At 63.0% G+C, this 23,986-nt stretch carries 25 protein-coding genes and 1 tRNA gene; 14 read left to right on the forward strand and 12 right to left on the reverse strand.

Annotated features, from left to right (window positions below; all coding sequences use genetic code 11):
- Window positions 1-126 precede the first annotated feature (126 nt).
- On the forward strand, window positions 127-525 hold the full coding sequence (locus C8D77_RS21005) for a RidA family protein (RefSeq protein WP_109667306.1): 399 nt from the start codon (window positions 127-129) through the stop codon (window positions 523-525).
- Between the two features lie 30 nt (window positions 526-555).
- Here the strand turns inward: C8D77_RS21005 and argB are convergent, their stop codons facing one another.
- Both argB and C8D77_RS21015 read right to left on the reverse strand, forming a co-directional pair.
- On the reverse strand, window positions 556-1,449 hold the full coding sequence (gene argB, locus C8D77_RS21010) for an acetylglutamate kinase (protein ID WP_109667770.1): 894 nt from the start codon (window positions 1,447-1,449) through the stop codon (window positions 556-558).
- A 161-nt stretch (window positions 1,450-1,610) separates the two neighbouring features.
- Complete coding sequence (locus tag C8D77_RS21015) at window positions 1,611-3,107, reverse strand: amidase (RefSeq protein ID WP_109667309.1); 1,497 nt, start codon at window positions 3,105-3,107, stop codon at window positions 1,611-1,613.
- A gap of 150 nt (window positions 3,108-3,257) precedes the next feature.
- Between C8D77_RS21015 and C8D77_RS21020 the strand changes: the two genes are divergently transcribed.
- The 5 genes from C8D77_RS21020 to C8D77_RS21040 all read left to right on the forward strand — a co-directional run bounded on the left by C8D77_RS21020 (window position 3,258) and on the right by C8D77_RS21040 (window position 6,464).
- The gene (locus tag C8D77_RS21020) at window positions 3,258-3,797 is read left to right on the forward strand and encodes a sigma-70 family RNA polymerase sigma factor (RefSeq protein WP_109667311.1); all 540 of its coding nucleotides are present in this window, start codon (window positions 3,258-3,260) and stop codon (window positions 3,795-3,797) included.
- Entirely contained in the window at window positions 3,794-4,522 is a 729-nt protein-coding gene (locus C8D77_RS21025) for an anti-sigma factor (RefSeq protein WP_109667314.1), read from the forward strand. The genes C8D77_RS21020 and C8D77_RS21025 overlap by 4 nt, the downstream gene beginning before the upstream one ends.
- Before the next feature lie 225 nt (window positions 4,523-4,747).
- Window positions 4,748-5,305, forward strand: coding sequence for a fasciclin domain-containing protein (locus C8D77_RS21030; protein ID WP_109667772.1), 558 nt, complete (start codon window positions 4,748-4,750; stop codon window positions 5,303-5,305).
- A gap of 231 nt (window positions 5,306-5,536) precedes the next feature.
- A complete protein-coding gene (gene msrB / locus C8D77_RS21035) occupies window positions 5,537-6,040 on the forward strand; it encodes a peptide-methionine (R)-S-oxide reductase MsrB (protein WP_109667316.1) in 504 nt (167 codons plus the stop codon).
- A 73-nt stretch (window positions 6,041-6,113) separates the two neighbouring features.
- Window positions 6,114-6,464, forward strand: coding sequence for a hypothetical protein (locus C8D77_RS21040; protein WP_109667319.1), 351 nt, complete (start codon window positions 6,114-6,116; stop codon window positions 6,462-6,464).
- A 234-nt stretch (window positions 6,465-6,698) separates the two neighbouring features.
- Here C8D77_RS21040 and C8D77_RS21045 read toward each other — a convergent pair whose 3' ends face one another.
- Together C8D77_RS21045 and C8D77_RS21050 are read right to left on the reverse strand one after the other, a co-directional pair.
- Window positions 6,699-8,294: a DHA2 family efflux MFS transporter permease subunit gene (locus C8D77_RS21045; RefSeq protein WP_109667322.1), complete on the reverse strand. Its 1,596-nt coding sequence runs from the start codon at window positions 8,292-8,294 to the stop codon at window positions 6,699-6,701.
- Between the two features lie 22 nt (window positions 8,295-8,316).
- Window positions 8,317-9,516 (reverse strand): HlyD family secretion protein, encoded by a 1,200-nt coding sequence (locus tag C8D77_RS21050; RefSeq protein ID WP_109667325.1) that lies wholly within the window; start codon window positions 9,514-9,516, stop codon window positions 8,317-8,319.
- A 132-nt stretch (window positions 9,517-9,648) separates the two neighbouring features.
- Between C8D77_RS21050 and C8D77_RS21055 the strand changes: the two genes are divergently transcribed.
- A complete protein-coding gene (locus C8D77_RS21055; RefSeq protein WP_109667329.1) occupies window positions 9,649-10,383 on the forward strand; it encodes a TetR/AcrR family transcriptional regulator in 735 nt (244 codons plus the stop codon).
- A gap of 125 nt (window positions 10,384-10,508) precedes the next feature.
- Here C8D77_RS21055 and yihA read toward each other — a convergent pair whose 3' ends face one another.
- The 3 genes from yihA to C8D77_RS21070 form a co-directional block, all read right to left on the reverse strand.
- Entirely contained in the window at window positions 10,509-11,168 is a 660-nt protein-coding gene (gene yihA / locus C8D77_RS21060) for a ribosome biogenesis GTP-binding protein YihA/YsxC (RefSeq protein WP_024502094.1), read from the reverse strand.
- Window positions 11,165-11,803, reverse strand: a complete 639-nt coding sequence (locus C8D77_RS21065) for a CatB-related O-acetyltransferase (RefSeq protein ID WP_170136786.1) — start codon at window positions 11,801-11,803, stop codon at window positions 11,165-11,167. Before C8D77_RS21065 ends, yihA begins: the two co-directional genes overlap by 4 nt.
- Window positions 11,804-11,936: 133 nt before the next feature.
- On the reverse strand, window positions 11,937-12,311 hold the full coding sequence (locus C8D77_RS21070; protein ID WP_245951845.1) for a hypothetical protein: 375 nt from the start codon (window positions 12,309-12,311) through the stop codon (window positions 11,937-11,939).
- Window positions 12,312-12,428: 117 nt separating this feature from the next.
- Here C8D77_RS21070 and C8D77_RS21075 point away from each other — a divergent pair, with 117 nt between their 5' ends.
- The 3 genes from C8D77_RS21075 to C8D77_RS21085 are packed head-to-tail and all read left to right on the forward strand — an operon-like array spanning window position 12,429 to window position 15,710.
- Window positions 12,429-12,893 (forward strand): MarR family winged helix-turn-helix transcriptional regulator, encoded by a 465-nt coding sequence (locus C8D77_RS21075; protein WP_109667334.1) that lies wholly within the window; start codon window positions 12,429-12,431, stop codon window positions 12,891-12,893.
- Complete coding sequence (locus C8D77_RS21080; RefSeq protein WP_109667336.1) at window positions 12,886-14,172, forward strand: HlyD family secretion protein; 1,287 nt, start codon at window positions 12,886-12,888, stop codon at window positions 14,170-14,172. The genes C8D77_RS21075 and C8D77_RS21080 overlap by 8 nt, the downstream gene beginning before the upstream one ends.
- Window positions 14,166-15,710 (forward strand): DHA2 family efflux MFS transporter permease subunit, encoded by a 1,545-nt coding sequence (locus C8D77_RS21085; RefSeq protein ID WP_425453749.1) that lies wholly within the window; start codon window positions 14,166-14,168, stop codon window positions 15,708-15,710. The genes C8D77_RS21080 and C8D77_RS21085 overlap by 7 nt, the downstream gene beginning before the upstream one ends.
- A gap of 157 nt (window positions 15,711-15,867) precedes the next feature.
- Here C8D77_RS21085 and C8D77_RS21090 read toward each other — a convergent pair whose 3' ends face one another.
- The 4 genes from C8D77_RS21090 to rpmH all read right to left on the reverse strand — a co-directional run bounded on the left by C8D77_RS21090 (window position 15,868) and on the right by rpmH (window position 18,936).
- Window positions 15,868-16,428, reverse strand: coding sequence for a fasciclin domain-containing protein (locus C8D77_RS21090; RefSeq protein ID WP_109667341.1), 561 nt, complete (start codon window positions 16,426-16,428; stop codon window positions 15,868-15,870).
- A 177-nt stretch (window positions 16,429-16,605) separates the two neighbouring features.
- Window positions 16,606-18,417, reverse strand: a complete 1,812-nt coding sequence (gene yidC / locus C8D77_RS21095) for a membrane protein insertase YidC (protein ID WP_109667344.1) — start codon at window positions 18,415-18,417, stop codon at window positions 16,606-16,608.
- Window positions 18,418-18,431: 14 nt separating this feature from the next.
- The gene (gene rnpA, locus C8D77_RS21100; RefSeq protein ID WP_091575737.1) at window positions 18,432-18,785 is read right to left on the reverse strand and encodes a ribonuclease P protein component; all 354 of its coding nucleotides are present in this window, start codon (window positions 18,783-18,785) and stop codon (window positions 18,432-18,434) included.
- A gap of 16 nt (window positions 18,786-18,801) precedes the next feature.
- Window positions 18,802-18,936, reverse strand: a complete 135-nt coding sequence (gene rpmH / locus C8D77_RS21105; protein WP_008833937.1) for a 50S ribosomal protein L34 — start codon at window positions 18,934-18,936, stop codon at window positions 18,802-18,804.
- 279 nt (window positions 18,937-19,215) lie between these two features.
- Here rpmH and C8D77_RS21115 point away from each other — a divergent pair, with 279 nt between their 5' ends.
- From C8D77_RS21115 to C8D77_RS21125, 3 genes are all read left to right on the forward strand, one after another.
- Complete coding sequence (locus C8D77_RS21115; RefSeq protein ID WP_109667777.1) at window positions 19,216-20,706, forward strand: ATP-binding protein; 1,491 nt, start codon at window positions 19,216-19,218, stop codon at window positions 20,704-20,706.
- Window positions 20,707-21,011: 305 nt separating this feature from the next.
- Window positions 21,012-21,088: transfer RNA gene (locus C8D77_RS21120), tRNA-Arg, on the forward strand.
- 89 nt (window positions 21,089-21,177) lie between these two features.
- Window positions 21,178-21,936, forward strand: a complete 759-nt coding sequence (locus C8D77_RS21125) for an SDR family NAD(P)-dependent oxidoreductase (protein ID WP_109667347.1) — start codon at window positions 21,178-21,180, stop codon at window positions 21,934-21,936.
- 64 nt (window positions 21,937-22,000) lie between these two features.
- Here C8D77_RS21125 and C8D77_RS21130 read toward each other — a convergent pair whose 3' ends face one another.
- Complete coding sequence (locus C8D77_RS21130; RefSeq protein WP_109667350.1) at window positions 22,001-22,702, reverse strand: GntR family transcriptional regulator; 702 nt, start codon at window positions 22,700-22,702, stop codon at window positions 22,001-22,003.
- A 238-nt stretch (window positions 22,703-22,940) separates the two neighbouring features.
- Between C8D77_RS21130 and C8D77_RS21135 the strand changes: the two genes are divergently transcribed.
- Complete coding sequence (locus C8D77_RS21135; RefSeq protein ID WP_109667353.1) at window positions 22,941-23,981, forward strand: ABC transporter substrate-binding protein; 1,041 nt, start codon at window positions 22,941-22,943, stop codon at window positions 23,979-23,981.
- The last annotated feature ends 5 nt before the right edge of the window (window positions 23,982-23,986 follow it).

Consider the following 23,986-nt stretch of genomic DNA (forward strand, 5'->3'; position numbering starts at 1 on the left):
GCCCGTCCCGGATGTTGGAGTGCAGCGATCCAAAACCCTGAACCTTGCGGACGGCTCTCGCCCTTTCGGCGAACCCCGTCGCGATCGTCCGGAGGTCTGGCCTGCCTTGTTTTGAATGGAGAAACTATGACCAAACGCGACGCGATCTTCCCCGCCGGCCGGCAGGCCCTCTATGAGATCAACCGCTATTCGGCGGCGATCCGCTCGGGCGATCTTCTGTTCGTCTCCGGCCAGGTCGGCAGCCGCGAGGACGGGTCGCCCGAGCCGGTCTTCGAAAAGCAGGTGCAGCTTGCCTTCGACAATCTCGCGGCGATGCTGAAGGCCGCCGGCTGCACGTTCGACGACATCGTCGACGTGACCACGTTCCACACCGATCCGGCCGCGCAGTGGCAGGCAATCGACGCCGTTCGGCTGAAGGTGTTCGGTGAACCGCCTTACACGAACTGGACCGCGGTGGGCGTGAACTGGCTGGCGGGCTTCGATTTCGAGATCAAGGTCATTGCGCGCCTGTCGCAGCCTGCCTGATCGCTGGGGGCAAGCGACCAAAGGGTTGGCTCAGGGCACGATCAGCGTGCCGGCGCCGTGTTCGGTGAAGAGTTCGAGCAGCACTGCATGCGGCGTCTTGCCGTTGAGGATGACGACGCCCTCGACACCGCGTTCGATCGCCTCAATGCAGGTTTCGACCTTGGGGATCATGCCGCCCGAGACCGTGCCGTCCTTGATCAGTGCCTTGGCTTCGGCCACTGTCAGTTCGTCGATCAGCTTTTTGTTCTTGTCGAGCACACCCGGCACATCGGTGAGGAACAGCAGGCGTGTCGCCTGGCAGGCGCCGGCAATGGCGCCGGCGAAGGTATCGGCGTTGATGTTGTAGGTGTGGCCGTCGCGGCCGGGCGCCACCGGCGCCAGCACCGGGATCATTTCGGAACGCGCCAGCAGGTCGAGCAAGGTGCGGTCGACCTCGACCGGCTCGCCGACAAAGCCGAGATCGAGCACGCGCTCGATGTTGGAGTCCGGGTCGATCATGGTCTTGCGCGCCTTTTCGGCGAACACCATGTTGCCGTCCTTGCCGCACAGGCCGATCGCCCATTCGCCCTCGGCATTGATCAGCGCGACGATCTCCTTGTTGATCGAACCGGCCAGCACCATTTCGACGATCTCGACCGTCTTCTGGTCGGTGACGCGCAGGCCGCCCTCGAACTTCGATTCGATGCCCATCTTGGCCAGCATGGCGCCGATCTGCGGGCCGCCGCCATGGACGACGATCGGGTTGACGCCGGATTGCTTCAGGAGCGCGATGTCGCGCGCGAACGCCTTGCCGAGTTCGATATCGCCCATGGCGTGGCCGCCATATTTCACCACGACGGTCTTGTTCTCGTAGCGCTGCATGTAAGGCAGCGCCCGCGATAGCAGGGCGGCCTGCATTTCGGCGGTGGCGGTTATTTCCGTCATCGGCTTGGTTCCCGGCTTTTGGTTTTATGCATGTCGTTGTCCCAAAACCGCTGGACACTTTTGGGCGACATGCATCGGTAAGGACGGCGGCGTCTTAGCGGGAATTGGCGCTACCCGCAAATGGCTTTGCTGTCATATTCGAGCGCTTCACGACCTCGTCATCATGACGGCACCATCAGCGGCGCCCTGCGGCCCAGCCAGCCCGAGATCTTCTCCATCTGCGCGGCAAGCGACAGCAGCGTCTCCTCGTCGCCCGGACGGCCGGCGGCCTGGATGCCGATCGGCAGGCCGACGTCGGTGACATGGACCGGCAGGGCGATCGACGGCTGGCCGCTGACATTCTGGATCGCCGGCCAATGGGTGAACCAGAGGCTCTTGTCCATCAGCTGGCCGAAGAACGGCTTCAGCTTCAGCAACGGCGTCAGATGAAGCTTGTCGAGCAGGTTCTCGATCAGCTCGTCGGCGCCTTTCGGATCCATGGCGCCGCAGCCGAGCGGCGGGTGGGCAATGATCGGCATCAGCACGGCGTCATACTGCGCGGTCTCCGCGATCAGCCGCCGTGAGGCGGCATGCAGCCGCTGCAGGTCGGCATAGGTCTCGCCGGCCGACACCATTTCGCCAAAGCGGGCGAGCACGCGTGTGGCCCGCTCGATGTCGCCTGTAACGGAACGGCCGACACGCAACGCTTCCGCACGCATCGTGCCGGCGACGGCAGAGGCAACCGTCCTGCAGAAGTCGGCGAAGAAATCGCGCCCGATAGAGGGCAGATCGATCTCCGCGACCGTATGGCCGCCCTCGCGGGCAAGCGCCACCGCCGTGTCGAGCGCCTTGAGCGTCTCATCCGAGATCGGCAGGCCAAGCGGCGATTTGCGATACACGGCCAGCCTGAGCTTGCCGGGATCGCGCGCGGCAGCGGCTGCGAACGTGCCTTTCGGCAACGGCGCGGCATAGGGCGACAAAAGGTCGGGACCGTGGGTGAGGTCGAGCAGCAATGCGCAATCGCGCACCGAACGGGTGAGCGCATGGTCGACCACCATGCCATACCAGCTTTCGCTCACCAGGGGCGTCAGCGGCGTGCGGCCGCGCGACGTCTTCAGGCCGACAAGCCCGGTGCAGGCGGCAGGCACGCGGATCGAGCCACCGCCATCCGAGGCGTGCGCCACCGGCACGACGCCGGCGGCGACCAGTGCCGCCGCACCACCCGACGAGCCGCCGCTGGTGTGGCCGGTGTTCCAGGGATTGCGGGTGATGCCGAACGCCCTGGATTCGGTCATCAGCCGCAGCCCGTGTTCCGGCGACGTCGAGGTGACGATCGGAATGAGGCCGGCGGCGAGATAGCGGTCGGTGAGCACCGAATTGACATCGGCCAACCATGCCGGAATGCGGCTGCCGCCATGCGTCGGCACGCCCTTGATGGCGATGCCGAGGTCCTTGATGGCGAAGGGAACGCCGGCCAGCGGCAGCGAGCGGTCGACGGTCTTCGCCCGGGCGCGGGCGGCATCATAGAGCGGCTCGGCCGTGGCGTTGATGTCGGGTCGCGTGGCCTCGGCACGGGCGATCGCGGCTTCGGTCAGCTCGACGGCTGAAATGTCGCCCTTGCGGACCAGGTCGGCGAGGCCGGTTGCGTCCTGCGCCCACAGTGTATGTTCAACCGACATGCGCGCCCCCCGTCACTTCAGGCAAGCTAGCCAGTGGCGACTTCATTGGCAATCGAAGGATAGACCCGGGCTGGCGACACGCAAGGCTTAGGCGTGCACAAGGTTATTTCCGCCGTTGCAAATACATTGCAATCGCCTAATTTGCCTGAGATGACGCCGCAGGACATCACCAAGTTGATCGTCCGGACTTCGATGAAGGATCGGGCTGCGTTCGATCTGCTGTACCGGCAGACCAGCGCGAAACTTTTCGGCGTCTGTCTTCGTGTATTGAACGACCGGGGAGATGCGGAAGAAGCGCTACAGGAAGTCTTCGTCAAGATATGGACGAAGGCGGATCGTTTTGCCGTCTCCGATCTAAGCCCGATATCCTGGCTGGTGGCGATAGCGCGCAATCATGCGATCGATCGCATACGAGCGCGACGCAAGCCTGCCGCCGATATCGATGCCGCGCTCGACGTGGCCGATCCGGCGCCGGGACCTGAAGCGATGGTGGTGGCGAGCGACGAATCCGAACGTATCCATCATTGTCTCGATGAGCTGGAAAAAGACCGGGCGGCGGCCGTCCGGGGCGCCTATCTCAAGGGCGAAAGCTATGCCGAACTGGCGGAGCGCCACGGCGTGCCGTTGAACACGATGCGTACCTGGCTGCGCCGCAGCCTGTTGAAACTCAGAGAATGTCTGGAAAGATGACGCTGGCAGAAGACACAGGACCGGAACGCGGAGGCGACGACCTGCTCGCCGCCGAATACGTTATCGGCGTGCTGGCTGCCGACGAACGCCAGATCGCCTCCCGTCGCATCGACGCCGAGACGGATTTCGCCCGCCTTGTCGATGGCTGGGAGGTCAATTTTTCGCCGCTGGCTGCCGCCTATCCGGAAATCGAGCCGCCGGTTTCGGTGAAGACTGCGGTCGATCGCCGCCTGTTCGCGTCCGCCGCTTCCGTGGCCACGCCGGCTGAATCGCGCGACGGGCTATGGTCCAGCCTTGCCTTCTGGCGTGGCCTTGCCGCTGCGGCGGTTGCGGCACTGGCGATCTACATCGCCGTGCCCATCCTCAACCCACCGGTCGAGCAGCCGCGATCGCGCCTCGTCGCTTCGCTCACCGCCGAGGGCAGCGATGTCAAATATCTCGCCGTCTACGACGCCGCTCATCACGAAGTCGGCCTGTCGCATGTCTCTGGTGAGCGTGCCGCCGGCAAGGACTTCGAACTGTGGATGATCGAGGGCAAGAACCCGCCGGTCTCGATGGGAGTCATTCCGGCAGGTGCCACGGCGCATATCGTCGTCTCGCCGGCGGCCCAGCAGAAGCTCGCCCAGGGCGCGGTGCTTGCCGTCAGCCTCGAGCCCTCGGGCGGTTCGCCGACCGGCCAGCCGACCGGACCGGTGGTCGCAGCGGGCGATCTGAAGAGCATCTGACCGGCTCTTGGCGTCACCAGACTCAAAATAGACTACCTGAAGTCTATCTTCCACCCTACATACCCATAGACAGCATGTTAGCCGGAACGCGGTTGAACCGCAAAATCTCTCCGGCAGTCCGGATAAAATAAAAAATCAAAATATTTCTGAAACTCTCGCATTTTTGTTCCGTATCTCCTCGCGTCCCCAAAGATGGGAAGAGAAAAACCCGAGGAGTTTGACATCATGCGTAGATACGCCACCCTTTTGCTCGCCGGTACGATCGCCGTTTCCGCCCTTGCAACCGCCGCCTATGCCGAAAACCCGATGGTTGGCGGCGCCGCCATGTATGCCAACAAGAACATCGTCGAGAACGCCGTGAACTCGAAGGACCACACCACGCTGGTCGCCGCCGTGAAGGCTGCCGGCCTGGTCGAAACCCTGCAGGGCGCCGGCCCGTTCACCGTGTTCGCACCGACCAACGACGCCTTCGCGGCACTTCCGGCCGGCACGGTCGAGACGCTGCTCAAGCCCGAGAACAAGGACAAGCTCACCAAGATCCTGACCTGCCATGTCATCGGGGCCAAGGCGATGGGGGCTGACGTCGCCGCGATGGCCAAGGCCGACGGCGGCACGCACAAGGTCAAGACCGTTGGCGGCTGCGAGCTGTCGCTCAAAGCCGACGGCGGCAAGGTCACCGTCACCGACGAGAACGGCAATGTCGCCAACGTGACGATCGCCGATGTCGAGCAGTCCAACGGCGTCATCCACGTCATCGACAAGGTTCTTTTGCCCAAGATGTAACTTCTTTTGCCCAAGATGTAACAGGGGGCTTGCTGCCAGCGAACTTGCAGCAAGGACCCTCCGTCGATTGCATGATCCCGCTCCCGTGATCCGCAATTGACCCGCGCACTCCGCGTCGTCCACGTTCAAATGTGGGACGGCGCGGAGTGTTCGTTCGAGGGCCACCGTCACCGGCTTTTGATTTCCGATTGGCGGTATAGTTTGGCAAAGAGACAACAGGAGGAATTGGTCATGAACCGTCGCGACTTTCTTTTGAGCGGCGCCGCCGCCATCGGCGTGGTCGGGGCCGCGGCAACAGTGCTGCGCATGAGCAACCCGCAGGCCGCTCAGGCCGCCGAAAAGTTCGAGGTCACCAAGACTGACGCCGAATGGAAAGCCATCCTGTCGTCGGCCGCGTTCGACGTGCTGCGCAAGGAAGGCACGGAATATCCCGGCACCAGCCCGCTGCTCAATGAACACCGCAAGGGCATCTTCGCTTGTGCCGGCTGCGACCTGCCGGTCTACCCGTCTGAGACGAAATTCGATTCCGGCACCGGCTGGCCGAGCTTCTGGCAGGAGATCGCCAACGGCATCGGCAAGACCGTGGACCGGTCGCTCGGCATGACCCGCACCGAAGTGCATTGCCGCCGTTGCGGCGGCCATCTTGGCCATGTCTTCGACGACGGCCCGGCGCCGACCGGCCTGCGTCACTGCATCAACGGCGTGGCGCTGACCTTCAAGCCCGCCACGGCCTGACAGAACCCTCTCTTTGTTTTGACGTGATTGCGAACGGAAGACCGTTTCACAGTTGCCAAGAGATAGTATCCCTATGACCGAAAGAACCACCATGGCCGAGCCATTGCCGACAACCGCCGTCGTCCGGGTCTCGCGCGCTAGCTACGACCCGAGCCGGTTCGCCGAAGTCGACGCCGCGAGCAAGAAGACCTCGGAGTACATAATCCCGGCCATCAGACGGTTGCCGGGGCTTCTTCACTTTTATGCAGGCGTCTCGCCGAAGGGCTCGATCGTGCAAGTTAGCGTCTGGGACACCGACGAGCATGCAGCACAGTTGGACCTCCTGAAGGAGATGGTCGTCGACGGCCGCAGGGATATGGAGGCGGTCGGCGTGACGTTCACCCCGATTTTCAACTACCCGATCGACTGGACCTGGACCATCTGATCTGGGTCCGAACTCATAACCAGTAGGAAGGCAGCGATGCAGACCACCGTGAGGAAGGTCGCCGCGTTGCGGTCATAGCGGGTTGTGACGCGGCCGAAGTCTTTCAGCCGATAGAACATGCATCCTAATCGGAGACGAAAAACTCCGGGCTTGCGGCCCGGAGTTTTTCGCGCGGTCAGAGCTTTTCGGGCGTGGACTGGAGGAGCTTCCCGAAACCGCTGCCCACGTCTGGTATCAATGGCCGCCACCGCCGCCGCCACCCGCCGCGGCCGGCTTGCGGATCAGCATGGTGAACAGGCCAAGCGTCGCAAACAGCACCGTCAGCATAAAGAACACGTCCATGAAGGACAGCAGCGCCGCCTGCTGCTGCACCATGCCCGACAGCTTGGAGATCGCGGCACTTGTCGCGTCCAGGCCGGGGGTCTGCTCGAAATTGAGCGTCATGTTCTGCAGCTTGGTCTGTGCAGCGGCACTGCCCCATTGCACATGCTCGGAGAGCCTTGCGTAGTGGAAGGCATTGCGGTCGATCAGCACGGTGTTGATCAGGGCAAGGCCGACGGCGCCGCCAAGGTTGCGAGTGAGGTTGAACAGGCCTGAAGCATTCTTCAACCGCTCGGGCGGCAGCGTGCCGAGCGCGATATTGTTGATCGGCACCATGCACAGCATCATCGAACAGCCGCGCAAGATCTGCGGGATGAGCAGTTCGTAGAAATCCCAATCGGCGGTCAGATGCGTCATCCACCAGGTGCCGGTGGCGAAGCCGAAGAAGCCGACCATCATCATCAGCCGCGGGTCCATCTTGTTCGACAGGATGCCCGAGATAGGCGCGGTGAAGAACATGGCCAGTCCGCTGACGAACAGCGCCTCGCCGATCATCATCGAATCGTAGCCGCGGATACGCCCGAGGAACACCGGGTAGAGATAGGTCAGTCCGTAGAGGCCGATGCCGATGACGAAGGAGAACAGCGAGCCGAAGGCGAAGTTGATGTTGGTGAAGGCCTTCAGGTCGACGATCGGCTCCTCGGCGGTGAACACGCGCCAGAAGAACAGCACCCCGCCAATGGTCATGACAATGGCGCAGATGAACACGCCCTGGTCCTGCAGCCAGTCATTGTTTGGGCCTTCCTCGAGCACATACTCCATGCAGCCCAGGAAGGCTGCCATGCCGGCGAGGCCCCACCAGTCGAACTTGCTGAACAGCTTGAGGTTGGGCTTGTCGAAGTCGATCAGCGTCCAGGCCGCCGTCGTCACCAGGATGCCGGGCACGACATTGACCAGGAACAGCCAATGCCAGGACATGGCATGGCTGATATAGCCGCCGACGGTCGGGCCGATGGTCGGCGCCAGCGTCGCCACCAGGCCGATCATCGGCGAGACCACGGCGCGGCGCGAGGGCGGGAAGATGGTGAAGGCGGCAGCGAAGACGCTCGGGATCATGCCGCCGCCGATGAAGCCCTGGACGGCGCGGTAGACGATCATCTGGTCGATGTTGGTGGCGGTCGCCGCCAGAGCACTGGCTGCGGTGAAGCCTGCCGCCGAGATCGTGAACAGCACGCGTGTCGACAGCATCCGGCTGAGGAAACCCGACAGCGGGATCATCACCACCTCAGCGATCAGGTAAGCGGTCTGCACCCACGGGATCTCGTCAGAACTGGCGCTCAGGCCGGCCTGGATCTCGGCCAGCGAGGCGGAGACGATCTGGATGTCCAGGATGGCCATGAACATGCCAAACACCATCGCCAGGAAGGCGATGACGCGCCGCGTCGAAATGGTGTCAGGCACAGCCGGCCTCGCCGGCGGCGCTCCTGCTGTGAGGGTTGCGGTTGCCATGGCATTGCTCCCCAGCGGCCGCTCAGTTCGATGCGGCCGCTGATGCCGACCCGGATGGTGCGGTGCGGCTGTCGACGGCGACGACGACGCTCAGGCCGGCGCGCAGCTTGCCGCTCTTCAGCACGTCGGCCGGCACGTCGATGCGGACCGGAACGCGCTGCACGACCTTGGTGAAGTTGCCGGTGGCGTTTTCGGGTGGCAGCAGCGAGAATACGGCGCCGGAAGCCGGGGCCAGCGACGAGACGGTTCCCTCGAAGTCCTGGCCGTCGGTCGCATCGACCGAGATCTTGACCTTCTCGCCGGGAACCAGCCGGGCGAGCTGCGTCTCCTTGAAGTTGGCGACGATGTAGAGCTTGTCCATCGGCACGATGACGGCGAGCTTCTGGCCGGGGCTGACGAGATCGCCCTGCTCGACGGAACGGTTGCCGACGACGCCGTCATAAGGCGCCTTGAGCACGGTGAAGGAAAGATCCCGCTCGGCCTTGTCCCGGCTGAGCTGCAAGGACGCCAGCGTGCTTGCCGACTCGGCGCGCTGCGCCTGCAACACGCCGATATTGGCCTGCGCCGCGGCGATCTGCGCATCGGCGCCGACAAGGGCGGCATTGGCCTGCTGCACCGCCGTCTGGGCGTCGTCCAGCTGTGCCTGCGTGCCGACATGCGTCTTGAGCAGCTGCGAGGCGCGCGCCGCGACCTTGGTCGCGTTGTCGGCCGTGGCCTGATCGGCGACCTTCTGCGCCTGCGCCTGCTGCAGCGCGGCCCGCGCCGCTTCGGTCTGGGCGTCGATACGGTCGAGTGTCTTGCTCAGCGTAGCAATCTGCGCCTCTGCCTGGGCGACGGCTATTCTGTAGTCGCCGTCATCAACGACGAGCAGCGGATCGCCGGCCTTGACCGACTGGTTCTCGCTCACCTTGACCTGATCGACATAGCCGGAAATCTTGGGCGAGATGAACGCCATGTCGGCCTGGACATAGGCGTCGTCCGTCGAGATCATGAAGCGGCCCGTGGTCCAGTAATCGTAACCGTACCAGGCGCCGGCGCTCAGCAAGGCGACGCCGATGATCGGCAGCAGAAAGGAACGCACCGAGCGCTTCTTCTTGACCGGAGCCTCTGCCGGCGGCGACGAGACGGGCTGGGTAGGCACTTGCGGTGCTTCCGTCGCCGGCGCAACCTTGGCGTTGGGGAAGGGACGGACTTCGGCTGTGGTCGGCGCGTTCGAGGACATGACATCTCTCTAAAATTATAATATAATACTGAACCGTTCGGTTCGATCCGGCCGTTGACATAGCGCGTAAAGAGGACCATATCAAGGGCAATCGAACCGGTTGGTTCGAATTATTTTCGAGGTGTGACTTTCATGACCGAGACATCGCCCAACGTCGAAACCGATCAGTGTGGCGACCTGCTGGACAGCCTGCGCCGTGGCCGCCCGGCGGCCGGGCAGGATCCGGTCAAGCGCAGCCAGATCATCGACGGCGCCCGTCGTGTCTTCATCGACAAGGGCTTCGAAGCCGCCTCGATGAACGACATCACCCGTGAGGCCGGTGTCTCCAAGGGCACGATCTATGTCTATTTCGCCAACAAGGAAGAGCTGTTCGAAGCGCTGATCGAGGAAGAGCGCGGCACCATCTTCAAGAACATGTATGACGTTCTGGACAACGCCGACGACCTGCGCGAGACGCTGGTGAAGTTCGGCAAGGTGCTGGCCCTCAAGATCACGTCGGCCAAGGTGATCCAGGCGCAGCGCACGGTGATCGGGGCATCCGACCGGATACCAGACATGGGTGCGCGTTTCTACGAACGCGGTCCCAAGCGCGGTCACGACAAGGTCGCGGCCTTTCTCGATGCCGCCATCGAGCGCGACTTGCTGCGGATCGACGATGTCGATCTCGCCGCCTATCAGTTCACCGAACTGTGCCTGGCCGGTCTGTTCCGCCAGTGCATTTTCGCCTACCGCACCAAAGCCCCCAGCCAGGACGAGATCGACCACATCGTCAGGTCAGGCGTCAGCATGTTCCTGAAGGCTTACGGCACCGAAAGGCTTGTGGCGGAAGAAGGCCATCAGACGATTGCGATCGAGGCCAAGCCTTAGAGCAGTTCACCGTTTCGCGGAAACGGCAAACCGCTCTAACTCTTTGTTTTGGCGCAATTCCGGACGGAAAACCGTTTCACACTTTTCCTCGAATTGCCCTAGACCACGCTCCAAGATGTAGATGCTTAGCCGCCATTGGCGGCAAGCACGATGGCAGCCTGCAATTCCTGGAGGCCCTCGGCCTTTTCCGACGACGTTGCCAGAACGAACGGGAATGCCGCCGGCCGCTTCTTGATCTTTGCCAGCGTCTCCTCGATCAGCCGCGGCACGCCGGCGGTCTTGATCTTGTCGGTCTTGGTCAGCACGATCTGGTAGGACACCGCCGCCTTGTCGAGCAGCGACAGCACTTCGTCGTCCTTGGCCTTGATGCCGTGGCGGGCGTCGATCAGCACATAGACCCGCTTCAGCGTGACGCGGCCCTTGAGATAGTCGAAGACCAGCTTGGTCCACTCGTCGACCTTCTCCTTCGGCGCGGTGGCATAGCCGTAGCCGGGCATGTCGACCAGCGCCAAGGGCGGCAGGTCGGCACCCTCACCCGAAAATCCGTCCGGCACGAAATAGTTGAGCTCCTGCGTGCGCCCCGGCGTGTTGGAAGTGCGCGCCAGCCCCTTCTGGTTGACCAGCGCGTTGATCAGCGACGACTTGCCGACATTCGAGCGGCCGGCAAAGGCGATTTCCGGCGGTCCTTCCGGCGGCAGGAACTTCATGGCCGGCACGCCGCGGATGAATATCCACCCTCGCGTAAACAGTTCGGTGCCGATTATGCTGCTGTTCAGAGCGTTCAAGCTGCTGCCTCCAGAAGAGAGATATTGGCACCCCGGATAGCATCGAGGTTGCGGCTGACCTTGTCCACCGGCCAGTTCCACCACGCCACCGCCAGCAGCCGCCTGATTGTCCGGTCGTCGAAACGCATCCTTACCACCTTGGCCGCGTTGCCGGCCACGATCGCATAGGGCGGCACGTCGTGCGTCACCACCGATTTCGCACCGACGATAGCGCCATGGCCGATTTCCACACCGGGCATGATCACCGCTTCCATGCCGATCCAGACGTCGTTGCCGACGATTGTGTCGCCGCGAACCTCCTGCGACCATGTCGCCGGGTCAAAACCCTTTTCCCAGCCATGGCCGAAAATATTGAACGGATAGGTCGAAAAGCCGGACATTGCGTGGTTGGCGCCGTTCATGATGAAGCGCGCACCCTCGGCGATGGCGCAGAACCGGCCGATGATCAGCTTGTCGCCGATGAACGGATAATGGTGCAGGACGCATTTTTCGGCGAATTTGTCCGGCCCGTCGGGATCGTCATAGTAGGTGTAATCGCCGATCTCGATGTTCGGCGCGTTCACCAGTCCCTTGAGGAAGCCGACGCGGGTGTGCATCGGGATCGGGTGCTTGATGTTGGGGTTGGGTCCGTCCATGTCGATGTCCGTTAAAGAATTGGGGTCCGTCAAAGAAATGGCCGCCAGGCGCATCCTAAATCCGCATGCGCCTGTTCAAAATAGCGTGATCCGCCCTATAGCACCAATCAGCTGACGAGCGAGCTTTCCTTGATCATTTGCTGCCACGGCAGATGACGATCGGATCGGACAGCGCACTGTCGAAACCGCTGCCCTGATAGACGGTGACATTCGAGGCGCCGGGCGGCAGCATGAACGTGCCTTCGACGATTTTCTGATCGCCGGCGGGCGTGTGCAGAGCCCAGCTATAGGTGCAAAACTGAGGCGGCGCCTGGGGTTCGACGTGGCTGCAGTTCAACTGCGCGCCACCCAGCATGGCGGCGCCGCCGCAGCTGACGGCCTCCTTTGCGAGCGCAATTCCAGGCCATGCTGCGAGGGCCGCCACGATCGCGATCTTCAACCAATTCATCGTCATATCCTCGCCCGGCAACGGTCTGTCACCGGGCCTTTCTGTTGCGTCGCAGCCCATGCGTCATTTTTTCCAGGCGGGCTTAGTTCGTCTTGCGCACCGCGTCCAGCGGGATTATGTGCATGATGATAATAAGCATGCTCACTAAAAGTCACGCCGAAAACCCCAGTATCTCCCATGCCATCGTCACCCAACATCAGCTTCGTGCTGCACGATGTCGCGCGCCTGCTTCGAAAGCGGTTCGAGCAGCGGTCGCGGGCGTCGGGGCTGACCCGCGCCCAATGGCAGGTGCTGGCCTATCTGTCGCTGCATGAAGGCATCCACCAGAACAAGCTCGCCGACCTGATCGAGATCACGCCGATCACGCTCGCCCGGCTGCTCGACAAGATGGAAGCAAGCGGCTTCATCGAGCGCCGGCCCAATCCCACCGACCGCCGGGCATGGCTGCTTTACCTGACGCCGCAAGCCCATCCGCTGATCGAAATCATGCGCGGTAATGGCCAGAAAACGCGTGACGAGGCCTTCGTCGGCCTTTCCGCGGATGCCCAGCTGCATCTGCTGCAAACCCTATCCCTCATCAAATCCAATCTGCTCACGGCTTGCGCCCAGCCTGCCGTCGACCGGGAGAAAATACATGGCTGAATCAACCTCACCCAAGAAGCCCGCCGAGGCCGAACCATCAGGTCGGTCGAGCGACCAGATCATCCGGCTGGACAGCGAACGCGAACAAAGGCGACCCAACACCGTCATCGACGATGACGAGCTGGAAGCACCGGTTGCCCTGGAGCCGACGGCGCTCGAGGCTCCGTCGAAAGAGCCGCAGCAAGCCACGGTCACTGTGGCGCCTCCGGCGCCGGTCAAGCCCAGGCGCAGCCTGACGCGGCCGATCTTGTTTGCCCTGCTTCCGGTCGCGCTGGTCGTCGGCGGCTACTACTACGTCATCGGCGGCCAGGTGATGACGACCGACAATGCCTACATCCAGGCGCAGTCGCTTGGCGTCTCCACCGATGTCTCCGGCACCGTGCTCGAGATCGACGTGCGCGACAACGAGGCGGTGAAGAAGGACCAGGTGCTTTTCCGGCTGCGGCCGGCCTCTTTCGAAACCGCTCTTGCCGCGGCCCAGGCCCAGCTCGGGACCGTGCGCAACCAGGTGCTGACCTTGCAGGCGAGCTACCAGCAGTCGCAAGCGCTGATCGAGCAGGCGCAGGCCGATATTCCCTATTACGAGGCCGCTTTCCAGCGCCAGCAGGATCTGCTCAAGACCTCGACTTCCTCCAAGGCGACCTTCGACAGTGCCCAGCACGATCTCGTTGCAGCCCGCCAGAAAGTGTCCGTTGCCGAGGCGCAGGCGCAGGCGACGCTTGCCCAGCTTGGCGGCGACGCCAGCCAGCCTGTGGAGAAGAACCCCTTCTACCTTCAGGCCCAGTCGGCGGTGGACGACGCCCAGCGCAATCTTGCCGATTCCATCGTCAAGGCGCCGTTCGACGGCATCGTCACCAATGTCGACGCGCTTCAGGTCGGCAAGTACCTGCCGGCTTCGCAGCCGGCGTTCAGCCTGATTTCGGCGACCGATTTGTGGATCGCGGCTGAGCCGAAGGAAACCGAACTAACCTATGTGCGGCCGGGACAGACAGCGACGATCAGCGTCGACAGCTATCCGGGCACTGTGTGGCACGGCACGGTCGCCTCGATCAGCCCGGCGTCGTCGTCGAGCTTCTCGCTGCTTCCGGCGCAGAACACCACCGGCAACTGGGTCAAGGTCGTGCAGCGTATTCCGATGCGCGTGACGGTCGATGATCTCCGGGGCAAGCCGCCGCTGCGTGGCGGAATGAGCGTCGTGGTCGGCATCGACACCGGCCATGCGCGCGGCCTGCCGGACTTCGTGACCGATCTTATCAACCGGTTCGGACAAAAATCATGACCGGCGCGTCCGCGACAGGTGGCGTGATCGCCAATCGCGGCGCCATCACCGCCTGCGTGATCCTGGCCGTCATCATGCAGGCGCTGGACACCACCATCGCCAATGTGGCGCTGCCCTATATCCAGGGCAGCGTTTCGGCGAGCGCCGACCAGATCAACTGGGTGCTGACCTCCTATATCGTGGCTGCGGCCGTCATGACGCCGCCTTCGGGTTACCTTGCCAATCGTTTCGGCCGCAAGCGCATCCTGCTGATATCCATCACCGGCTTTGTCGTCGCGTCGGTGCTGTGCGGCTTCGCGCAGTCGCTGCCGCAGATCGTCGGCTTCCGCCTGCTGCAAGGCCTGTTCGGCGCCGCCCTGGTGCCGCTGGCGCAGAGCATCCTGCTCGATATCTACAGCGTCGAAGAGCGCGGCTCGGCGATGGCGCTGTTCGGCGTTTCGGTGATGGTCGGGCCGGTGCTTGGGCCGGTCATCGGCGGCTGGCTGACCGAAAATGTCAGCTGGCGCTGGGTTTTCTACATCAACGTCCCGATCGGCGCCCTGGCTTTCGCCGGCGTGTCGATGTTCGTCCAGGAAACCAAGACGGATCTCAAGGCGAGGCTGGACTGGCTAGGCTTCGGCATGCTCAGCGTCACCATCGCATCGCTGCAGATGTTCCTCGATCGCGGCGAGCAGCTCAACTGGTTCTCGTCCTCCGAGATTATCGTCGAGGCGCTGATCTGCGCGTCGGCCTTCTACATCTTCCTCGTTCACACCTTCACCGCCCGCAACACGTTCGTGAACCCGAGGCTTTTCCTCGACCGCAACTTCGCCGTCGGCATGATCTTCATCTTCATCATCGGCATCACCTATCTGGCCTCGCTGGCCCTGATGACGCCCTATCTGCAGACGCTGATGGGCTATCCGGTGGTGACGGCCGGCATCGTCATGGGGCCGCGCGGTCTCGGCACCATGGCGTGCATGTTCCTGGTCGGCAGGCTGATCGGCAAGGTGGACACGCGCTGGCTGCTGTTGACCGGCCTGCTGGTCACCGCCTGGGCGATGTACGACATGACCGGCTGGACCCCTGATGTCTCGCAATGGACGATCATCAGCACCGGCTTCATCCAGGGCGCGGGCCTGGGCTTCCTGTTCGTGCCGCTGACCACCATCACCTTCGCCACGCTGGCGCCGGAGCGGCGCGCGGAAGGTACTGGGCTGTACAATCTGTCGCGAAACATCGGCTCCAGCGTCGGCATATCCGTCGTCACCGCGCTTTTGACGCAGAACGTGCAGATCAACCACGCCAACATCGCCACCTATGTGACGCCCTACAACCAAGCGTTCGGCAATCCGGCAATCTTCCAGGCGATGAACCCCTACAGCGCCGCCGGCCGTGCCGCGCTCGACGGCGTGGTGACGCTGCAGGCGACGATCATCAGCTACATGAACGACTTCAAGCTGATGATGATCCTGTCGCTTGCCGCCATTCCGCTGGTTCTCCTGCTGCGCAAGCCGGCGACACCGGCCAAGATCGATCACAGCGCCGTCATGGAGTAACGGGCGACGCGGCCAAAAAGAAACCGGGGCCCTGTGAGGGACTACAGGACCCCGGCAGATACGGCTTCCCAAGAAATATGGCGCCTCGTCATGAGGTGAGGACGGCAGGCCCGAGAAAGCCCCAACGGTTCTGCCTGTATCCCCTCGCCGGAAGCCGTTACTTTGGCAACAACACCTTGTTGACGACATGGATGACGCCGTTCGACTGGTTGACGTCGGCGATCGTCACCTTGGCCTCGCCGCCGGACTCATCCATGATGTAGAGCTTACCCTTCTTGACCTCGGCGGTCAGCGTATCGCCGGAAACGGTCTTCATCTCGTACTTGCCGCCCATTGCCTTGGCCTTCTTCATCATTTCGGCGCCCGAGATCTTGCCGGCCACGACATGAGCGGTCAGCACCTTGGTCAGTTGGTCCTTGTTCTCGGGCTTCAGCAGCGTGTCGACGGTGCCCTTGGGCAGCTCCGAGAAGGCTGCGTTGGTCGGCGCGAAGACAGTGAACGGACCGGCGCCCTGCAGCGTGTCGACAAGGCCGGCCGCCTTCACGGCGGCGACCAAGGTCGTGTGGTCCTTCGAATTGACGGCGTTCTCGACGATGTTCTTGGTGGTGTACATCGGCGCGCCGCCAACGTTCGGGTTCTTGGCATAGGCGGGAGCGGCAATCGCCACACTGGCGACAAGTGCGGAAATGGCGACGGTCCTGAATGACGGCAAGCGCATGTGTTCTTCCTCCGGGTGAGGGCTGATCGGAATTGATAGCCTTTGGAAACGCACACGCAGTCACGCCGCTTGCGGGGCGCTAGTTTCGCCGGTCACGGGAACGTGATGAAAGGGTCCGTTCAACAAAAAAGCCCCGGGCGAACCGGGGCTTTTTTGATTTCGCAAAGGCAACGCCTTCTATTCCGCCGGTGACGGTTTCTTTCGGAACAGTGCGATCAGATTGTCCCACAGCTCGATCTTGGCGCCCTGGCGCTTCATGATCACGCCTTGCTGGAGGATCGACAGCGTGTTGTTCCAGGCCCAGTAGATGACTAGGCCGGCCGGGAAACCCGCCATCATGAAGGTGAAGATGACGGGCATCCAGGTGAAGATCGCGGCCTGGGTCGGATCTGGCGGCGTCGGGTTCATGCGCATCTGCAGGAACATGGTGACGCCCATGATCAGCGGCCAGACACCGATCATCAGCATGTGCGGCAAGGTGACCGGAACGAGGCCGAACAGATTGAAGATCGACGTCGGATCGGGTGCCGCCAGATCCTGGATCCAGCCGAAGAACGGCGCATGCCGCATCTCGATGGTGATGTAGAGCACCTTGTAGAGCGAGAAGAAGACCGGAATCTGCAGCGCCACCGGCCAGCAGCCGGCAAGCGGATTGATCTTCTCGGTCTTGTACAGCTCCATCATCGCCTGCTGCTGCTTCATCTTGTCATCCGCGTATTTCTCGCGGATCTCGAGCATCTTGGGCTGCACCTTCTTCATGTTCGCCATCGACGCGTAGGACTTGTTGGCGAGTGGGAAGAAGATGGCCTTGACGATGACGGTGGTGGCGAGGATCGCCAGGCCGAAATTGCCGAAGAATTTGTAGAGCGTGTCGATCAGCCAGAACATCGGCTTGGTGATGAAGTGGAACCAGCCCCAGTCGATCAGCAGGTCGAACCGCTTGATGTGGCGGTCTTCCGCATAGGCGTTGATCTTGCCGACCTCCTTGGCGCCGGCAAAGATTTCGCTCTCTACCGTCGCCGACTGACCGGCATCGACGGTGATCGGGTCGGTCAGGAAGTCGGACTGGTAGCGATGGCGGCCATCCTCGAAATAGGCGTAGCGCGGCTGGAACGGCTGCTTCTCGGTCGGCACCAGCGTCACCGCCCAGTATTTGTCGGTGATGCCGAGCCAGCCGTCGGTCGACTTGCCCGGCGTGAACTGCTTGTCCTTCTCGATGGACGCGTATTTGTGTTCCTGCAGGCCTTCGGTGCCGGTGAAGCCGATCAGGCCCTCATGCAGCACATAGGTGCTGGCAACGGCCGGCTTGTCGAAACGGGTGACGCGGCCGTAATTGGACAGCGAGACAGCGGCCGTGCCCGAATTCTGCACCGTGTCGGACACCGTGAACATGTAGTTGGTATCGACGGAAAAGGTGCGCTTGAAGGTCAGGCCCTTGTCGTTCGAATAGGTCAGCGTGACCGGGGTTGTCGGCGTCAGCGTCGCATTGCCGTCGACGGCCCACACGGTCTCGGGACCAGGCACCGCGCCGGTCTTGTCGTTGCCGACGAAGCCGATCTCGGCATAGTAGCCATTGGGGAGTGCTGCCGGGTTGAGCAGGCTGATCTCGGGCGAATTCTTGTCGACCGTCTCGGTATAGTGCCTGAGCTTGAGGTCGTCGAGACGGGCGCCGGTCAGGTTGATCGAACCCTCGAGGCTTGGCGTATCGATCTTGGCGCGGGTCGTCGTGGCGAGTGCCTGTTCGCGGCCGGCCGGCGTCACGGCGTCGGTGCCGGGTGCGTTCGGAATGGCGCCAGGTGCGGCGGGCGTTCCGGTGTCGGCGCCGGGATTGGCGCCGGCGGCCTTCTTCTGCTCCTCGACGCGCTGCTGTTCGACGCGGGCCGCGTCGCGCTGGGCTTCGCTGCGCGGCAACACGTAAAAATATTGCCATACCGCCAGGATCAGCACCGACAGCGCGATGGTGATGAAGAAGTTCCGGTTGTTTTCCATCGAAAGCCCTTGGCCTATCGTGTTCCGCGCAGTCGGCGGGAGAGTTCGGCCTTCAACTGACCGAACGGAATGGTAAGCACGTCTTCACGCCCGACGATGACATAGTCATTGCCAGGCGCCATGTCACTTGCCGCATGCGTACGAACGGCTTCTCGCAGCCGCCGGCGGACGCGGTTGCGGACAACAGCATTGCCGACCTTCTTGGTGACGGTGTAGCCGACGCGCGGCGACAGGCCGTCGCCACGGTCGAGAACTTCAACGAGAAAAAGCCGCCCGCGTCGCTTTTCACCACGACGGACGGCCAGGAATTCCGCGCGCTTCAGAAGCCGCTTGGGATTTGGTCCCACTGGCTTGCCGGTTGCGGGCAACGATCTCGTCTTCCGTTCAGGCGCTGAGCCGCTTGCGACCGCGGTTGCGGCGAGCTGCGACGACGCCGCGACCACCCTTGGTGGCCATGCGGGCACGGAAGCCGTGCCGACGTTTGCGGACGAGTTTAGACGGTTGGTAGGTACGCTTCATTTGTTTTAATACCGCGGGGTGCGGCCCTTCTTGATTCTGTCACTGTGTAACAGGAGCTTTGCCGGGCCGGCTTTGGCGCGATCGAAACCGCGCCGGGACGAATGGCCCGAGCGTGTGCGGGCTTATAGAAAGAAGGCTTTTGGAAGTCAATCCGGAGTCGTCGGGCGCAAGCCGGGCGTCGTTCAGGTCGGTTTATGTTTCCGACCAAGGATGAAATTGGCAAAAAAGCCGTAATCGCCTAATCTGCGTTGATCAAGTGATTGTGAAGACATGGACCGCATGAGCGAAACCATACAAGCGCAGGAAACGATCGGCACGGCGGAGCCAGCCATCGTGCGCACGGTGCCGCTGTCGCGCGGCCTGTCGACCAAGCTGCTGCTGCTCACCATTGTTTTCGTGCTGCTGGCCGAAGTGCTGATCTTCCTGCCCTGGATCGCCAGCTACCGGCTGAACTGGCTGAAGGAGCGGCTGAGCACGGCGGCGGCGGTGTCGATCGTGCTGGTGCAGGGTGAACCCACCTCGCTGTCGCGCACGGCGCAGAACGACGTGCTGATGGCAATCGGCGCCAAGGCGATCGCCGTGCGCGACGGCGGCGTCTCGCGGCTGCTGGTGGTGGCCGAAATGCCGCCGAAGGTCGACGAACACATCGATATCGCCTCGATCGGCATGATCAAGGGCATGACCGGCGCGCTCGACACGCTGTTTTTCGGCGGCGGCCGGATGCTCCGCGTCTTCGGCCCGGTCGGCGACTCGGACAAGGAGTTCGAGCTGATCATGCCGGACAACAGCTTGCGCAATGCGATGCTGCGATATTCCCGCAACGTCGCCTTTGTCTCGCTGCTGATCTCGCTGTTCACCGCCATGCTGGTCTATGCCGCCATCGACCTGATCATGATCGGGCCGATCCGGACGATGACGCGCTCGATGCTGTCTTTCTCCGAAGCCCCCGACGATCCCGGGCGCATCATCCATCCGGCCGCCCGCGCCGACGAGATCGGCGTCGCCGAGCGCGAGCTGTCGCAGATGCAGGAGCGGCTGCAGAAAATGCTCTCCGAGCAGAAGCACCTTGCCGACCTTGGCCTCGCCGTCTCCAAGATCAACCATGACATGCGCAACATCCTGGCTTCGGCGCAGCTGATGTCGGACCGCCTGCGCCAGGTCAAGGACCCGACCGTGCAGGCCTTCGCGCCGAAACTGCTGCGCGCGCTCGACCGCGCCGTCTCCTATTCCGAAGGCGTGCTCGCCTATGGCCGCACCCAGGAGCCGCCACCGGCGCGCCGACGCTTGCGGCTGCGCCAACTGGTCGAGGACGTGCACGGCCTGCTCGACATCGAGCAAGGCATCGAGTTCGTCAATTCCGTCGAGCCGGCCTTCGAGGTAGACGCCGATTCCGACCAGCTGTTCCGCGTGCTCACCAATCTGTGCCGCAACTCGGTGCAGGCGATGGCGGCAGACAGCGAAAGCGCCCTGGTGCGCCGCCTGGCGGTGTCGGCCGTGCGCCTGGGCAGCGTCAGCCGCATCGCCGTCAGCGACACCGGCCCCGGCCTGCCACCCAAGGCGCGCGAGAACCTGTTCGCGGCCTTTCGCGGCTCGGCGCGCAGCGGCGGCACCGGCCTTGGCCTGGCGATCGCGCATGAGTTGATCCGCGCGCATGGCGGCACGGTGGAACTGGTCGAGAGCATTGGCGGGCGCACCACATTCGCGGTCACCATCCCCGACCAGCCGGTCCGGCTCGACCAGGCCCGCAACGGCCTGCGCCGCCCGGCATGATAGGGTTGGGCTGTTTCGCCCGGCAATCCGCGCCTACCCAGCCTTCGAATTTGGAATGCATATAGCCGAAGCGGCTCCGGCAAAGAGAACCGCACGGGCTGGAGACAATCCAGAGCCCGGACATGCCACGCCGAGCTGTTACGATGCGCCGGGCAAACGGCCCGTCATCGCCGGATGACACGCCTGCGACAAAACTTTTACCGGATCGGCTTGCTTTTCGGAAATTCAGTCGCTAGGGAACACGTCTCGTCGCGGTCGGTCGTTCACGATCGGCTCGCGGGGTCATGGAAAGCATGGCCTGTTGCGCGCCCGTAGCTCAGCTGGATAGAGCACCAGACTACGAATCTGGGGGTCAGGAGTTCGAATCTCTTCGGGCGCGCCAAAATCATCCATGGGCTATGGTTCGTTGATTTGCGACCGCTGCTGTCTCATTCGCAGGACAGGCGGATACCAGCGGAGCCTGATTTGACCATGCCTCCTACCAGCATCAGGCGCGCACTTATCACCGGAGCCGGCGCCGCCGACGGCATTGGCTTTGCCATTGCCCGGCAGCTCGGCCATGCCGGCCATGCCGTTTTCCTCACGGGCGCCAGTGCGCGTGTGCTCGATCGCGCCACCGAGCTTTATACCGAAGGCATCGATGCCAAAGCCGTGGTCGCCGATCTCACCATTGCTGCTGATGTCGCGCGGTTGCGGGATGATGTCGGCGCCGTCGATATCCTGGTCAACAATGCCGGCATGGGCTCGCTGGCATCACCCTCGGTCGACAAGACGTTTCTCGCCATGACCGAGGCCGACTGGGACCAAGGGATCGACGTCAGCCTGAAGACGGCATTCCTCGTCACGAAGGCGTTTCTGCCGGCGATGGTCGACGCGGGCTACGGGCGCATCGTCAATGTGGCGTCGGTCACCGGGCCACTGGTGTCCTTCGAAGGCACATCAGCCTATTCCGCCGCCAAGGCCGGCATGGTGGGCCTGACGCGCGCACTCGCGCTCGAAGTGGCGAAAAACGGCATCACGGCCAATGCCGTCGCCCCCGGCTGGATCGAAACGGGTTCGTCGAGCGAGATGGAGCGGCAAGCCGCCCTGCATACGCCGCCGGCGCGGGCCGGGCGGCCGGATGAGGTTGCCGCTGCGGTCGTGTTCCTGGCCTCGGAAGGCGCCAGTTATGTCAACGGCGCCCTGCTGGTGGTCGACGGCGGCAACAGCCTTCAGGAGCGCAAGGGCTGAAGGCTCAAAGGCGCTTGTCGTCAGGGTCTCTCGGCGGGCAGGCCTCGCCCAAGCTCCTCGCCCCTCACGACGCCTTGGCCAGAAAGTTCCGATAGTCCGACTTGGCCTGCAGCAGGCGCAAAACGTTGTCTCGCGATCCCCGCACATGGGCGCGCGCCAGCGTGCCGGCGCGGCTGGCGTCGCCGGCACAGATGGCGTCGACGATTTCAGCGTGCTCGTCGCGGGCGATCTTCCATTCGTCCAGCCAGAGCAGTTCCGTCCAGACATAGTGCTGGCACTTGTCGAGGATGCCGCACAGCATGCCGTGCAGCATCACGTTGCCGCTGATTTCGGCGATGACGCGGTGCAGGTCGATGCCGACTTCCAGTTCCTGGAATTTTTCCCTGTTGGTGCGCTCCGGAATGGCGGCCAGCCGCTCGCATTCGGCCAGCATGGCGCGCAGCCGCGCCTTGTCCGCCTCCGTTGCCGCCGCTGCCGCCAGTTCCGTCGCATGGCCGTCGAGCAGCTCGCGGATCTCGAACGCCTCGCGGAACATGTTGATGTCGAACTCGGTGACGACATAGCCCTGGCGCGGCCGGCCGGTGACCAGGCCGTCGCGCTCGAGGCGGTTGAAGGCCTCGCGCACCGGCGTGCGGCTGACAGTCAGTCTCGCGGCGATGTCGTTTTCGGTGACGCGCGAACCCGGCGGGATCTGGCCGGTCACGATCATCGCCTTGAGCGCGGAGTAGACCGAGTCGCGCAGCGTATTTTTGGTTTCCTTGGCCAAGGTTCCCTTCCCACTTCTCCGGCCTTCCAGCCGGAACACGCATAGCTGTAGCCGCAGTCGGCGCAATTTGCCACGCCCCCAGCGAGGTCGTCCCTCGCCACCTTGTCCGGCGCGAAACGCGTAGATTCGATCGCGCCGGATGGTGTTGACAACATCGATCCCTAAGCTACACTCAAAATTGTATACAAAATAGCATGCTAAATTAAAAACAATGGGAACACCGGTTGGAGAGCCGAAAATGAACAGGACCAGAAGCGTTAGCGTTGTTGCGGTTGCCGCCCTCATGGCGTCGTTCGCGGCCCCCGCCATGGCGGGCGACACCATCACCGTCGCCTCATGGGGCGGCACCTACCAGGAGGCGCAGACCAAGGCGTTCTTCAAGCCGACCGCCGACGCGCTCGGCATCACCATCAAGGAAGACACCACCAACGGCCTCGACGACGTGCGGCTACAGGTGACCGGCAATGCGGTGAAATGGGACATCACCGAACTTGGCGCCGACGAATGCGCGCGTGGCTCGAAGGAAGGGCTATTCGAGAAACTCGACTACGGCATCATCGACAAGAGCGGCATCAACCCGAAGCTTGTCCATGACGACTGGGTCGGTATTTCCTACACCTCGGTCGTGCTGATCTACCGGACCGATGTCTTCGGCGACAAAGGCCCGAAGACATGGGCCGATTTCTGGAACGTGGAAAAATTCCCGGGACGGCGCGCGCTGAGCGGCAGCCAGTCGACCGAAACGCTGAGCGTCGCGGCACTGGCCGAGGGCGTTCCGATCGACAAGGTCTATCCGGTCGATATCGACGGCGCCTTGAAATCCGTCGACAAGATCCGCGGCCATGTCGACGCCTGGTGGACCTCCGGCGCCCAGGCCATGCAGCTGGTGAAAGACGGCGAGGTCGATATGGCGAGCATCTGGAACGGCCGCGCCGGCACCTTGAAGAAGGAAGGCGCGCCGGTCAGCTTCTCGTTCGACCAGGGCGTGCTGACCGCCGACTGCATGGTCATCCCCAAGGGTGCCAAGAACAAGGAAGCGGCGATGAAGGCGCTGGCGATGTTCGTCAGCCCGCAACTGCAGGCCAATCTGCCGCTCTATGTCGATAATGGCCCGGTCAACGAGAAGGCTTTCGAGACAGGCAAGATCCCACAGGACAGGATCAAGGACATCAATTCGGCACCCGAAAACGTCAAGAAGCAGGTGCTGCAGGATGCCGAGTTCTGGCGCGACAATCTGGTCGAGGCGACGGAAAAGTTCAACAATCTGATCCAGCAATAGGCTGC

The organism is Mesorhizobium loti (assembly GCF_003148495.1).
Taxonomy (GTDB): Bacteria; Pseudomonadota; Alphaproteobacteria; order Rhizobiales; family Rhizobiaceae; genus Mesorhizobium; species Mesorhizobium loti.

Bases quoted from the DNA above. Each gene is read 5' to 3' on its own strand.
- yidC (WP_109667344.1), bottom strand. From the start codon at position 18,417: ATGGAAAACAACCGGAACTTCTTCATCACCATCGCGCTGTCGGTGCTG.
- C8D77_RS21040 (WP_109667319.1), top strand. From the start codon at position 6,114: ATGACCGAAAGAACCACCATGGCCGAGCCATTGCCGACAACCGCCGTC.
- C8D77_RS21055 (WP_109667329.1), top strand. From the start codon at position 9,649: ATGACCGAGACATCGCCCAACGTCGAAACCGATCAGTGTGGCGACCTG.
- C8D77_RS21090 (WP_109667341.1), bottom strand. From the start codon at position 16,428: ATGCGCTTGCCGTCATTCAGGACCGTCGCCATTTCCGCACTTGTCGCC.
- msrB (WP_109667316.1), top strand. From the start codon at position 5,537: ATGAACCGTCGCGACTTTCTTTTGAGCGGCGCCGCCGCCATCGGCGTG.
- C8D77_RS21045 (WP_109667322.1), bottom strand. From the start codon at position 8,294: ATGGCAACCGCAACCCTCACAGCAGGAGCGCCGCCGGCGAGGCCGGCT.
- rpmH (WP_008833937.1), bottom strand. From the start codon at position 18,936: ATGAAGCGTACCTACCAACCGTCTAAACTCGTCCGCAAACGTCGGCAC.
- C8D77_RS21070 (WP_245951845.1), bottom strand. From the start codon at position 12,311: ATGGGCTGCGACGCAACAGAAAGGCCCGGTGACAGACCGTTGCCGGGC.
- C8D77_RS21020 (WP_109667311.1), top strand. From the start codon at position 3,258: ATGACGCCGCAGGACATCACCAAGTTGATCGTCCGGACTTCGATGAAG.
- argB (WP_109667770.1), bottom strand. From the start codon at position 1,449: ATGACGGAAATAACCGCCACCGCCGAAATGCAGGCCGCCCTGCTATCG.
- C8D77_RS21025 (WP_109667314.1), top strand. From the start codon at position 3,794: ATGACGCTGGCAGAAGACACAGGACCGGAACGCGGAGGCGACGACCTG.
- C8D77_RS21030 (WP_109667772.1), top strand. From the start codon at position 4,748: ATGCGTAGATACGCCACCCTTTTGCTCGCCGGTACGATCGCCGTTTCC.
- C8D77_RS21115 (WP_109667777.1), top strand. From the start codon at position 19,216: ATGAGCGAAACCATACAAGCGCAGGAAACGATCGGCACGGCGGAGCCA.
- C8D77_RS21050 (WP_109667325.1), bottom strand. From the start codon at position 9,516: ATGTCCTCGAACGCGCCGACCACAGCCGAAGTCCGTCCCTTCCCCAAC.
- C8D77_RS21075 (WP_109667334.1), top strand. From the start codon at position 12,429: ATGCCATCGTCACCCAACATCAGCTTCGTGCTGCACGATGTCGCGCGC.
- C8D77_RS21135 (WP_109667353.1), top strand. From the start codon at position 22,941: ATGAACAGGACCAGAAGCGTTAGCGTTGTTGCGGTTGCCGCCCTCATG.
- C8D77_RS21015 (WP_109667309.1), bottom strand. From the start codon at position 3,107: ATGTCGGTTGAACATACACTGTGGGCGCAGGACGCAACCGGCCTCGCC.
- C8D77_RS21065 (WP_170136786.1), bottom strand. From the start codon at position 11,803: ATGGACGGACCCAACCCCAACATCAAGCACCCGATCCCGATGCACACC.
- C8D77_RS21080 (WP_109667336.1), top strand. From the start codon at position 12,886: ATGGCTGAATCAACCTCACCCAAGAAGCCCGCCGAGGCCGAACCATCA.
- C8D77_RS21005 (WP_109667306.1), top strand. From the start codon at position 127: ATGACCAAACGCGACGCGATCTTCCCCGCCGGCCGGCAGGCCCTCTAT.
- C8D77_RS21125 (WP_109667347.1), top strand. From the start codon at position 21,178: ATGCCTCCTACCAGCATCAGGCGCGCACTTATCACCGGAGCCGGCGCC.